This window comes from Nonomuraea rhodomycinica, assembly GCF_013363995.1.
Classification (GTDB): domain Bacteria; phylum Actinomycetota; class Actinomycetes; order Streptosporangiales; family Streptosporangiaceae; genus Nonomuraea; species Nonomuraea rhodomycinica.
Window position 1 is genome coordinate 270502 of sequence record NZ_JABWGO010000003.1, and the last position, 11365, is coordinate 281866.

Annotated in this window: 13 protein-coding genes; 4 read left to right on the forward strand and 9 right to left on the reverse strand. The window is 73.3% G+C overall.

Annotation, left to right across the window (positions count from 1 at the left end):
• Positions 1–42 precede the first annotated feature (42 nt).
• The 6 genes from HT134_RS17020 to HT134_RS17045 all read right to left on the reverse strand — a co-directional run bounded on the left by HT134_RS17020 (position 43) and on the right by HT134_RS17045 (position 4952).
• The gene (locus HT134_RS17020; protein WP_175601352.1) at positions 43–843 is read right to left on the reverse strand and encodes a glycerophosphodiester phosphodiesterase family protein; all 801 of its coding nucleotides are present in this window, start codon (positions 841–843) and stop codon (positions 43–45) included.
• A 75-nt stretch (positions 844–918) separates the two neighbouring features.
• Positions 919–1470, reverse strand: a complete 552-nt coding sequence (locus HT134_RS17025; RefSeq protein ID WP_175601353.1) for a TrmH family RNA methyltransferase — start codon at positions 1468–1470, stop codon at positions 919–921.
• Positions 1467–2057 (reverse strand): class I SAM-dependent methyltransferase, encoded by a 591-nt coding sequence (locus HT134_RS17030; RefSeq protein ID WP_175589467.1) that lies wholly within the window; start codon positions 2055–2057, stop codon positions 1467–1469. Before HT134_RS17030 ends, HT134_RS17025 begins: the two co-directional genes overlap by 4 nt.
• Before the next feature lie 11 nt (positions 2058–2068).
• Positions 2069–3016, reverse strand: a complete 948-nt coding sequence (locus HT134_RS17035; RefSeq protein WP_175601354.1) for a VWA domain-containing protein — start codon at positions 3014–3016, stop codon at positions 2069–2071.
• A complete protein-coding gene (locus tag HT134_RS17040) occupies positions 3013–3954 on the reverse strand; it encodes a DUF58 domain-containing protein (RefSeq protein ID WP_312888180.1) in 942 nt (313 codons plus the stop codon). The genes HT134_RS17035 and HT134_RS17040 overlap by 4 nt, the downstream gene beginning before the upstream one ends.
• On the reverse strand, positions 3951–4952 hold the full coding sequence (locus HT134_RS17045; protein WP_175601355.1) for an AAA family ATPase: 1002 nt from the start codon (positions 4950–4952) through the stop codon (positions 3951–3953). The genes HT134_RS17040 and HT134_RS17045 overlap by 4 nt, the downstream gene beginning before the upstream one ends.
• A 56-nt stretch (positions 4953–5008) precedes the next feature.
• Here HT134_RS17045 and HT134_RS17050 point away from each other — a divergent pair, with 56 nt between their 5' ends.
• The gene (locus tag HT134_RS17050) at positions 5009–5782 is read left to right on the forward strand and encodes a hypothetical protein (RefSeq protein WP_175601356.1); all 774 of its coding nucleotides are present in this window, start codon (positions 5009–5011) and stop codon (positions 5780–5782) included.
• 47 nt (positions 5783–5829) lie between these two features.
• A complete protein-coding gene (locus HT134_RS17055; protein ID WP_175601357.1) occupies positions 5830–6687 on the forward strand; it encodes a DUF2268 domain-containing putative Zn-dependent protease in 858 nt (285 codons plus the stop codon).
• Between the two features lie 9 nt (positions 6688–6696).
• On the opposite strand, the gene HT134_RS17060 is transcribed toward HT134_RS17055, so the two are convergent.
• Complete coding sequence (locus HT134_RS17060) at positions 6697–7344, reverse strand: response regulator transcription factor (protein WP_175601358.1); 648 nt, start codon at positions 7342–7344, stop codon at positions 6697–6699.
• Positions 7341–8573, reverse strand: coding sequence for a sensor histidine kinase (locus tag HT134_RS17065; protein ID WP_312888181.1), 1233 nt, complete (start codon positions 8571–8573; stop codon positions 7341–7343). The genes HT134_RS17060 and HT134_RS17065 overlap by 4 nt, the downstream gene beginning before the upstream one ends.
• A 136-nt stretch (positions 8574–8709) precedes the next feature.
• Here HT134_RS17065 and HT134_RS17070 point away from each other — a divergent pair, with 136 nt between their 5' ends.
• Entirely contained in the window at positions 8710–9273 is a 564-nt protein-coding gene (locus HT134_RS17070) for a ClpP family protease (protein ID WP_175601359.1), read from the forward strand.
• Between the two features lies 1 nt (position 9274).
• Positions 9275–9889, forward strand: coding sequence for an ATP-dependent Clp protease proteolytic subunit (locus tag HT134_RS17075; protein ID WP_175601360.1), 615 nt, complete (start codon positions 9275–9277; stop codon positions 9887–9889).
• Between the two features lie 89 nt (positions 9890–9978).
• Here HT134_RS17075 and HT134_RS17080 read toward each other — a convergent pair whose 3' ends face one another.
• Positions 9979–11310: a hypothetical protein gene (locus tag HT134_RS17080; RefSeq protein WP_175601361.1), complete on the reverse strand. Its 1332-nt coding sequence runs from the start codon at positions 11308–11310 to the stop codon at positions 9979–9981.
• Positions 11311–11365 lie beyond the last annotated feature (55 nt).

Sequence of the window (11365 nt, forward strand, 5' to 3'; positions counted from 1 at the left end):
TGCTGTCCGCGCTGCTGTACGAGCTGCTGTGCGAGCCACCGCTCAGGCCGCCATGCGGCCGGGATGCCACTGGCCGCGGCGGTCGAGCACCTCGCGCAGGCCGGTGATGTCGTCCGTCATGATGCCGTCGACCCCGAGGTCGAGCAGCCCGTCCATGCGGGCGCGGTCGTTGACGGTCCACACGTGCACCTGCATGCCGATCGCGTGCGCCGTGCGGACCAGCCGGCCCGTGGTGACGCGCAGCCCGCGAAAGCCCATCGGCACCTGCGCGCACGGCACGCCCGCCCGTGACAGGCGGGCGAGCATGCGGCCGTAGCCCGAGGTCGAGGCGGCGGCGCGCAGCGCGGCCACGCCGCGCGGGCCGAGCGCCGAGCAGACCTCGCGGCCGAGCGCGGCCCGGGCCATCAGCAGCCGCTCGTCGGAGAACGACGTCAGGCAGATCCGCTCGTAGGAGTTGGTGCGCCTGATCGCGTCGGCCAGCGGCGCGATGGCGCCGGCCTCCTTCACGTCGATGTTGAAACGCGCCTCCGGCCAGGTGCCGAGCAGGTCCTCCAGCAGCGGGATCTCGTGCTCCCCGCCGATCCTGGCCCGGGCGGCCTCGCGGTAGGGCAGCTCCGACAGGCGTCCCCGCCGGTCGGTGACCCGGTCGAGCGTCGGGTCGTGGAAGGCCAGCAGCACGCCGTCGGCCGTGGCCCGCGCGTCGGTCTCCAGGTAGGTGTAGCCCAGCCGGACCGCCCGCTCGAAGGCCGCGGCGGAGTTCTCCGCGCCCTCGGCCGCGCCCCCGCGATGGGCGAAGGCGAGCGGGCCCGGATGGTCGAGAAAGGCGAAACGACGGCTGAGCACGTCCTGAAGTATGCCTTCCGTGGATGCCGATGTGGATGCGGACGACGGTTACGAATCAGCGAGCATCCCCCAAAATCAGGGAGACTCAGGCACCTCAGCCAGATTCTGCCACTCCTGGCGGCGCGCCTCGGCCAGCGCGATGGCGGCGGCCACGGCGACGTTGACCGACCCGACGCGGCCGACCTGCGGGATGTAGCAGGCGCCGTCCACGGCGTCCAGCAGGGCGGGCGAGCAGCCGTGGTCCTCGCTGCCGACCACCAGGCACACGTCGCGGTCGAGGTCGGCCCGGTGCAGCGGCGCGGCCCCGGCGGTCAGCTCGATCGCGAGCACCGTGTAGCCGTCGTCGCGGGCCGCCTTGACGGCGTCGCCGGCCGGCATCGCCTCGTGCCAGGTGACCAGCCGCTCGGTGCCGAGCGCGGTCTTGCCGGCCTTGGGGTTGGTCGGCGGGGTGGCGTTGCCGGCCAGCCAGATCTGGTCGGCGCCGAACGCGGCGGCGGTCCGGAAGATCGACCCCACGTTGAACGGGCCGGTGACCGACTCGAGGATCAGGGAGAGCCGGTTGCCCGTCTGACGCCGCCAGGCGCGGTTGAGCCGTTTGACGTCGGTGGGGCGCAGCTGCCTTCTCATGCTTCCACTTTCAGGATTCGGTAGGCGGCCCGGGAGGCCTCGCGGGAGGCCTGCCAGCCCTGCTCGCCCAGCCAGCGCTGCAGGGAGTCGGAGCCGAGGTGTTTCTGGACGACCAGGTAGGCGACGCCGCCCGGCGCGAGGCGCGACAGCCACCTGGTGAGCATCGCGTGCAGGGCCGGCTTGCCGATGCGGATCGCCGGGTTGGACCAGATGGCCTGGAAGGTCACCTCGTCCGGCATCTCGTCGGCGTGCACGGCCCGCACCCCGCCGAGGCCCGCGGCCCGCGCGTTGCGCTCGGTGAGCTCCACGCTGCGGCGGTTGACGTCGACGGCCCACACCGTCGCCTCCGGGGCGCGCGAGGCCATGGTCAGCGCGATCGGGCCGTAGCCGCATCCGAGGTCCAGCAGGTCGCCCTCCCGCGGCGGGGGCGGGACGGTCTCCAGCAGGACGCGCGTGCCGAGGTCGACCCGCTCGGGCGAGAACACGCCCCGGTCGGTCTCCAGCCGCAGGTGCAGGTCGGGCAGCACCAGATCGACGGTTCCCGGCCTGCTGGCGGCTCCCGGCTGTTCGGAGAAGTAGTGGGCCACGTGCCTGAACGTTACGGGATCCGCGCACCGAACAGGACGGCGGCGCCCGCCACCAGCACCCCCGCGACGATCGCCGCCACGATGAACCACTGCGTGATCTCCTGGTTCACCAGCTTGAACCCGAGCGAGGTGCCGATCTGCTCGTAGACGTCGCGCAGCTCGCTGCCCGACTCGGCGGTGTAGGCCCGGCCGCTGGTGCCGTCGGACAGCGACTGCAGGGTCTGCTTGTTCACGGGCACGTTGACCGGCCGGCCGTCGATGGAGACCGTGCCCTCCTGCGTGCCGTACGCGATCGTGGAGACGGGGACGCGGGCCTGCTTGGCCGCGTCGATCGCCTCGCTGACCGAGCGGCCGGAGGTGTTGTCGCCGTCGGACAGCAGCACGATCGCGGCCGGCGGCGGGTCGGTGACCGCCTCCTGGTCGAACGAGCGGACCGAGTCGAGCGCGTTGAAGACCGCCTCGCCGATGGCCGTGCCCGGCCGGGTCGACAGGTTGCCGATGGCGGTCATCACGGCCTGGTGGTCGGTGGTGGGGGAGATGACGACGTTCGCGGAGCGGGCGAAGGAGACCACGCCCACGTTGAACCGGTCGGGCAGCTCCTTGACGAACGCCTGGGCCGCGGTCTTGGCCGCGCTGATCCGGTTGGGCCGCACGTCGCCGGCGTCCATCGACAGCGACACGTCCAGCGCGATCATGATGGTGGCGCGGTCGCGCGGCACGCGCACCTGGTCGGCGGGCTTGGCCGCGCCGAGCACCAGCAGCGCCATCATCAGCAGGAACAGCCCGGGCGCGACGTGCCGGCGCCAGCCCGGCCCGGCGGGCGCGACGAGGTCGAGCAGCGCCAGGTTGGTGAAGCGCACGGTGTAGCGGCGCCGGGCGAACTGCGCGGCGACGTAGCCGGCGGCGAGCAGCACGAGCAGCGCGAACAGCCACAGCCACGCGGGAGACAGGAAGGTCATGAGGATCTCCGGTGCGCGAGGTGGCTCATGCGGCGCTGGCGCAGCACGAACTGCGCCACGTCGAACACCCAGTCGCGGTCGGTGCGCAGCACGAGGTGGGCGACGCCGGCGCGGCGCAGCGCCGCCCGGGTGCCCTCCCGTTGCGCCGCCGCCGCCTCGGCATAGGCTTGCCGGATCTTGGGTGAGAGATGCACCTCGCGTACGTTCCCGGTCTCGGGGTCGGCGAACGCGACCCGGCCCACGTCGGGCAGCTCCAGCTCGCGCGGGTCGATCACCTCGACCGCCAGCACCTGGTGGCGGGCCGCCAGGCGGCGGATGGGCCGCTCCCAGGGCCGCTCGGCCGCCGGGTCCAGCTCCGGGCGGGCGTCCAGGAAGTCGGACACCACCACCCGCATGCCGCGCCGCCTGCGGGTGGCCGCCAGCACCTCGATCCCCTCGGCCAGGTCCGGCGCGTCGGGCACGGGCCGGCCGCGCGGGGCGTCCATCAGCGAGTGCAGCAGCCCGTACAGGGCGGGCCGGCCGGTGCGGGCGGGCATGCGGTGGACGTACTCGTCGTGCAGCACGAGCGCGCCGAACCGGTCGCCCATGCGGCTGGACAGGAACCCGAGCGCGCCGATCGCCGACACCACCAGGTCGCGTTTGTCGGTGTCGGCCGTGCCGAAGTCCATGCTCGGCGACAGGTCGGCCAGCGCCCACGTCTCCAGCTCGCGGTCGGCGATCAGGTCGCGCACGTGCGGCACCGTCGTGCGCGCGGTCACCGCCCAGTCCATGCGCCGCACGTCGTCCTCGCCGGGCACGTAGACCCGGCTGTCGCCGGCCTCGCTGCCCGTGCCGGGCAGCAGCCCCAGATGGGCGCCGTGCAGCAGGCCGTCGAGCCTGCGGGTCACCACCAGCTCCAGCCGCCGCAGCGCCTGCTCCGCCGTGCCACCGGAGCTCACCGGTTCTGGTTCCAGACGACGAGAGGCGGGGGCACGGCGTGCAGGATCTGCCTGACCACCTGCTCGGGGTCCACCCCGTCGGCCAGCGCGTCGAACGTCAGCATCAGCCGGTGCGCCATCACGTCCACGGCCACGTCGCGCACGTCGTCGGGCAGCAGGTAGTCGCGGCCCCGCAGCAGCGCCAGCGCCCGCCCGGCGGACACCAGTCCGAGGGTGGCGCGCGGGCTCACCCCGATCTCGATGGTCTCGCCCAGGTCGGCCAGGCCGTACTCGGCCGGCGAGCGGGTGGCCATGACGAGCCGTACCACGTAGTCGGCGACGAGCTGGTGCACCGAGACCGCCTCGGCCGCGCCCTGCAGGGCGAGCAGCCGCTCCGGCTCCAGCACCCGCGCCGGCGTGGGCGGGGCGACGCTCATGCGGTGCAGGATCTCCAGCTCCTCGTGCGCGCTCGGGTGCGGCACCCGCACCCGGAACAGGAACCGGTCGCGCTGCACCTCCGGCAGCGGGTAGACGCCCTCGGACTCGATCGGGTTCTGCGTGGCCAGCACGATGAACGGCCGGGGCAGCGGATGGGTGACGCCGGCCAGCGTCACCTGCCGCTCGGCCATCACCTCCAGCAGCGCCGACTGCACCTTCGCCGGCGCCCGGTTGATCTCGTCGGCCAGCAGGAAGTTGACGAACACCGGACCCAGCTCGACGTCGAACTTCTCGTTGGACGGGTGGAACACGCGGGTGCCGACGATGTCGCTCGGCACCAGGTCGGGCGTGAACTGGATGCGGGCGAACGTGCCGCCCACCACGGTGGCCAGGGTGGAGGCGGCCAGGGTCTTGGCGACGCCGGGAACCCCTTCCAGCAGGCAGTGCCCGCGCGCGAGCAGGGCCACGACCAGCCTCTCGACCATGTGCTCCTGCCCGACGATGACTCGCCGGACCTCGTCGAGGGCCTGACGCAGCACGCCCGCGTCCGTCCCGCCTGGCAACTCTTCGGCGACGCTCATGACGCCCATTCCACCAAACGTCCCGCGAACGTGCATCACGCCACGTCTGTGCTTTCATGGCAAACGTGGCAAGTCCGCTGCAGTATGGCGATCCCCCGAGGCTGGGGCCGTTCGTGGTGCAGGCGCGCCTGCACCAGGCCCCGGCCGGTTTCGTGTACCTCGGGCAGGGCGCCGACGGCCGCGCGGTGTCGGTGGCCGTGCTCACCCACGGGGCCGCCCTGGACGCGGCGGCGCGCGAGCGCTTCGTGACCACGATGCGTGAGGCGTCGGCGCGGGGCGGCGGCATGCGCGGCTGGCTCGTCAGGGTGTCCCGGCCGCGGGCCGCCGTGCTGGAGGGCGCGCCCGAGGTGCTGGCCATGGAGACCGGCCGGGCGCCGTGGGTGGCCGTGCCGTACGTGCCGGGCCGGCCGGGGGCCGAGTGGTTCCTCGGGCCGGTGATGGTCGGGGGCACCTTCATCGGGCCCGCGCACGGCCCGGACTTCGTGCCGTACTGGCTGACCGACCGCGAGCCCGCGCTGCCCGGGCCGCCGCCGCGGCCGGCCCCGCTCACCGAGACCCGCAGGCGGGTGCTCATGGCCGCCCTGGCGCTGGCCGTGCTGGTGGCGCTGCTGACGACGATCGCCCTGCTGCTGCTGTTCGGCAGGTCGGACGGCGAGCCGCTGCCCCGGCCGCTGCCGCCCACCAACTTCGAGCCGACGCCGCCGCCGAGCCCGATGTCGCCCGAGCCGCAGCGGCCCTCGCCCTCGCCGACGCCGTCGCCGAGCGAGAGCGGCCAGGGCTCGCCGGGCCGCTCGCCGGGCGAGGACCAGGGCCAGGACCAGCAGCTCTGAGAACCGGCTTGAGCCTGACGTGACGTCACCCTTTAGCGTCCGGCGGCATGGAGTTCATCGTTCACGACACCCTGACGCCCATGGCCGAGCTGCTGGAGCAGCCGCTGGAGCGCCGCCCCGGCCTGCTGCGCGAGGTGCTGGCGCCGATGCGGACCGCCATCCCCATGCCGGGCGACAGCGTCGACCTGCACCACCGCGGCAACGGCTTCCGGGTCGACGCCGACGACCCCCGCTACCTGCCGGCCGTCCGCCGCATGATCGAGGAGGACGTGCTCGGGCAGGTCGAGCGCGAGCTGAACCGCGCCTCCGAGCGGCTGAAGGACGTCCGGCAGCCGGACCGGCTCCAGGTCATGCTGGTGCTCGGCAACCCCGACGACGACTACCTCATGAACGTGACCGGCGGCTACTACGGCATGGCGGGCGCGACCGGCTGGCTGTACCTGCTGGCCTGGCCCTCGGACGACGTCATCGGGCGGATCGCCCACTGCGCGGTCCACGAGTTCCACCACGCCGTCCGCCACACCAGCGTGGAGTGGGACCCGGCCACCGTGACCGTCGGCGAGCACGTCCTGTCCGAGGGGCTGGCCGAGGCATTCGTACGGGAGCTGTCGGGGCCGGAGGCGATGGGGCCGTGGTCGTCGCGGGTCACGGGGGCCGAGTACGAGCGGGCCCACGAGCGGATCATGGCGGACATCGACCTGCCCGGGATGTGGAACACCCCCGCGTACGTGCTGGGCGACACCGCGGCGCGCCTGTTCGGCGGGCAGCCGCGCGGCATCCCCGACATGGCGGGGTACGCGGTGGGGCTGCGGCTGGTGGAGGCGCACCTGGCGGCGACCGGCATGACGGCGGCCGAGAGCACCGTGCTGCCCGCCGCCCGTATCCTGGCGAGCTCGGCTTCCTGACCCGGTCCGTCAGCGGGGGTCGGCCGGGGACACGAAGCCGGACTCGTACGCGGCGATGACGGCCTGGGTGCGGTCGCGGGCGCCGAGCTTGGCCAGCACGTTGCCGACGTGGGTCTTGACCGTCTCCTGGCCGACGACGAGCTCGGCCGCGATCTCGCCGTTGGACAGGCCGCGGGCCATGAGCCGCAGCACGTCGCCCTCCCGGCCGGTCAGCCGGCCGATGCCCGGCACGTCCGAGCCGGGCCGGCGGGCGGCCAGCGCCCGGATCGCGGCGGGGAACAGCAGCGTGTCGCCGGCCGCGACGAGCTTGACCGCGCGCAGCAGCTCGTCCGGCCGGGTCCGCTTGAGCAGGAACCCGTCGGCCCCGGCCCGCAGCGCGTCGTAGACGTAGTCGTCGTTCTCGAACGTCGTGACGACGAGCACCTTCGGCGGGTCGTCCAGCGCCACCAGCCGCCGGGTGGCCTGGATGCCGTCCACGGCGGGCATCCGCACGTCCATGAGCACCACGTCGGGGCGCTCGCGGCGCACCACGGGCAGCACCTCGGCGCCGTCGGCCGCCTCGCCGACCACCTCCACGCCCGGCTCGGAGGACAGGATGACGCGCAGGCCGGCGCGCACCAGGTCCTCGTCGTCGGCGATCACGACCCTCACCGTCATGGCGCCGACCGTAGCGGGAGCCGCGCGCGCACCCGCCACCACCCCTCCGCTTCGGCCGGGCCGGCGTCCAGGTCGCCGTTCAGCAGCCGTACGCGCTCGCGCATGCCCGCCAGCCCCCGGCCGCCGCGCGCCCCGTTCCCGTCGCCGTTCTCGTTCCCGCTTCCGGGGGCGGCGGTGCGGTTGGTCACCTCCAGCCGCAGTGCGCCGTCCCGCACGGCCACCGCCAGCCGTACCGGGGAGCGGCCGTGCTTGATGGCGTTGGTGAGCGCCTCCTGTACGATCCGGTACGCCTCCCGGGAGACCGGCGCCGGAACGGCGGACACGTCGCCCACCTCGTGCTCGACCGGCGCCCCCGACGAGGCGACGAGCGTGTCGAGGTCGTCGAGCGTCGCCCAGTCACCCCGCGCGCCGGGCCCGCCCGGCGGATCACCGGCGCGCAGCACCCCGAGCGCGTGGTCGAGATCCTCCAGAGCCGCGCGCGCCGACCGCTCGATCGCGTCCAGCGCCGCCCGCGCCGTCTCCCGGTCGCGGTCGAGCACGCGCCCGGCGGCGGCGGCCTGGAGGGTCACCACGCTCAGCGCGTGGCCCACCGAGTCGTGCAGCTCGCGGGCCAGCCGGTTGCGCTCGGCCAGCACCCGTGCCCGCTCCTCGGCCGCCGCCAGCCGCTCGCCGGGGGTCGGGCCGAGCAGCACGGGCGCCAGCCGGGTCAGCAGCGCCCCCGCCCCCGCCGCCATGAGGACCAGCGCCGCCAGCGCGGCCAGGCCGGCCGCCGTCCACGCCAGCGTCGGCCAGCCCGGCCGCACCGCGACGCCCAGCACCGGCAACGGATCGGCGACGAACGGCAGCGCCAGCGTGTACAGCGTGAACGGCACGATCGCCAGCGTGAAGCCGCTGACCACGCCCCCGACGGCCAGGTGCAGCGTGAACCACGCGGCCGTGCGCCGCCGCTCCTGCCACGAGCGGCGCGCGTCGCGGGGCGGCGTCTCCACCCGCGCGCCCAGCAGCCCCTGCGCGGCGCTCACCTCCAGCCCCCGCACCGGCAGGAACAGGCCGGTGACCGCGACCACCGGGAGGACGGCCGCGTACAGCCCGACCTGCAGCGGCAGCAGGAACTCGCCCTGGCCGCCGCTGGTCAGCCCGGCGACCAGGGCCCCGGCCATCATGTACGGCATCAGCAGCGCCCCGCCGAGGATGAGGCAGGCCCAGCGGCGGGGGAGGTTCTTTCTCACACCCGCGAGTATATGTCGATGATTATTCGCTCTCGGAGGAATGCGCCCTGAGAGAAATGCGCCGCCAGCGAAAACCCCGATGAATGGCGCGGGCCCGGGTCTAGCGTTTGCCAATAGTCCGAGAGAAAGGCGACCCATGACGGAGACCGCGCGCACGCAGTGGCCTGACCAGCTCAGCCAGCGGCTGCTGAAAGAACGCATCCTCGTTCTCGGCCAGGAGGTCGACGACGACATTTGCAATCGGCTGTGCGGCGAGATGCTTTTGCTGGCGGCCGAGGACCCGACTCGCGACATAACCCTTTACATCAATTCGCCGGGCGGTTCCGTGACCGCCGGGATGGCCTTGTACGACATGATGCAGTTCGTGCCGTGCGACGTGGCGACGGTGGCCATGGGCTTCGCCGCCTCCATGGGCCAGCTCCTGCTGTGCGCCGGCGCCAAGGGCAAGCGCTACGCCCTGCCCAACGCCCGCGTCGTCATGCACCAGCCGCTCGGCGGCATCGGCGGCACGGCGGCCGACATCCAGATCCAGGCCGAGAACCTGCTGCACACCAAGCGCCGGCTGGCCGAGATGATCGCCCACCACACGGGCCAGCCGCTGGAGCGCATCCAGGCCGACTCCGACCGCGACCGCTGGTTCACCGCCCAGGAGGCCCTGGAGTACGGCTTCGTCGACCACATCGCCGGAGGGATGAACTGACATGAGCGGACGCTACGTGCTGCCGTCCTTCACCGAGCGCACCTCCTACGGCGTGCAGGAGACCAACCCCTACGCCAAGCTGTTCGAGGACCGCATCATCTTCCTCGGCACCCCGATCGACGACACCAGCGCCAACGACGTCATGGCGCAGCTGCTGACCCTGGAGTCGCTCGACCCCGACCGCGACATCAACCTCTACATCAACTCGCCGGGCGGGTCGTTCACCGCGATGGCGGCCATCTACGACACGATGCAGTTCGTCCGGCCGGAGATCCAGACGGTCTGCATCGGCGAGGCCGCCTCGGCGGCGGTGCTGCTGGCGGCGGGCACGCCCGGCAAGCGGGCCGCGCTGCCCCACGCCCGGGTGCTGCTCCACCAGCCCGCGACCGAGGGCGCGCGCGGCCAGTCGAGCGACCTGGAGATCCACGCGCGCGAGATCCTGCGCATGCGCGACCAGCAGGAGGAGGTCCTGGCCCGGCACACGGGCCGTCCGGTGCTCGACATCCGGCGTGACCTGGAGCGCGACCGCATCTTCACGGCCGAGCAGGCGCGCACGTACGGGCTGGTGGACGACGTCCTCGCCACCCGCAAGCGCACGGCCTCGCTCGCCCGCTGAGCCCCGCGCCGCCCACGGATACGGCCCGGGTGGAGAACTGGGGGGCGCTCTCCACCCGGGCCGGGCTCTCCGGACCGGCACCTCCCGGGCTAGGGGAGGGCGGTGCGGGGGAAGGCGAAGATGGCGCGGCCGCAGCTCTGCGGGGCGGGCATCTCGGTGGCGCACTGGTTCCTGGTCCACTCGGTGAGCGACCAGACCATGCCGGTGGCGTAGTTGTACGACAGCGACTCGGGATGCATCGACCAGCACTCGTACGGTGAGCTGTAGGGGTTGGCGCAGGTGTGCGAGCGCCCGCCGGAGGTGGTCAGCGCCCACAGCTCGCCCCGCTCGTCCGGCCAGCTGTGCGAGACGTACCACGTGCCGTTCCAGGACATGGCGCCCTGCATGTTGCCCACCTGGGTGCGGTACGCCTGGGCCGCCGGGGTGTAGCCCCGCGAGTCGCCGGCGAGCAGGAAGTCCGCGCCGCCCAGGTCGTAGCGGTAGAGGCGGCCGTGCAGGGCGGGGTCGTTGAAGTACTCCACGGCGGTCAGCGTGTCCGGCGCGGTGCTGCGGTCCAGCGAGATCGACGCGAAGCACGGCACGCCCGAGTCGCTGCTCATCGTGCAGGTGCCGCTGGCGTAGCTGTAGAAGCCGACCTCCGGCATGACGTACTGGTAGCCGTAGGCCGCGTAGCCCGCGGCGGTCTTGCCGATGGCCGAGCTCGCGTCGTTGACCTGGAGGATCTCGTTCATGCTGAAGACCCGGATGCCGGTCGAGTTGGCGCCGGTGGCGCTGACGTACAGCTTGTCGCCGTACCACGCCATGCCGCCGATGTGCGCCTTGGCGGGGCCGAAGGTGTTGTTGGCGTAGCTCGTGGCGTTCGCGTTGCTGGTGCCGTCGGTGGGGGCGACCAGGTAGACCCACCGGTACTTCGGCGCCGACGGGTTCGTGTAGTCGATGAAGGCGACCCGGGCGTCGTTGTTGCGGGTGCTGCTGCCGCACTCGGCGGCGTTGCAGTGGTTCCAGCCGCCCAGGATGACCTTGTACGGTCCCCAGGCGCCGTCGTCGTCGGCGTCGCCGGAGGTGGTGACGCTCTGCGGGATCCAGGTCTCGGTGTCGGCGTCGCCGGTGTCCCAGCACCAGCTCACCGTGGCGGCGGGCTTGACGGGCAGGCCCGCCGCCTCGGTGGCGTCGCAGGCGCGCATGGGGTGGTTGACGCTGGCCATGACGTCGGCGAAGGCCACCTGGGTCAGGCCCGGCTGGGCCTTGAGCGAGCTCAGGCCGGTCGTCGGGTGCCAGATGACGCCGGCGCCCGGCACGGCGACGAGCGGGGTGCCGTACGCCGAGTCGTCCACCGGGTCGGCGTACGCGGCGGTGGCGGCGGCCAGGGGGGCGACGATGAGCAGGACGAGGGCGGCGATGCGGGCGATCAACGTGGACATGGGGGGTGTCCTCTCCGTTGGGGGGTGGGCGGAGCGAAGGCGGGGTGCGGGTCAC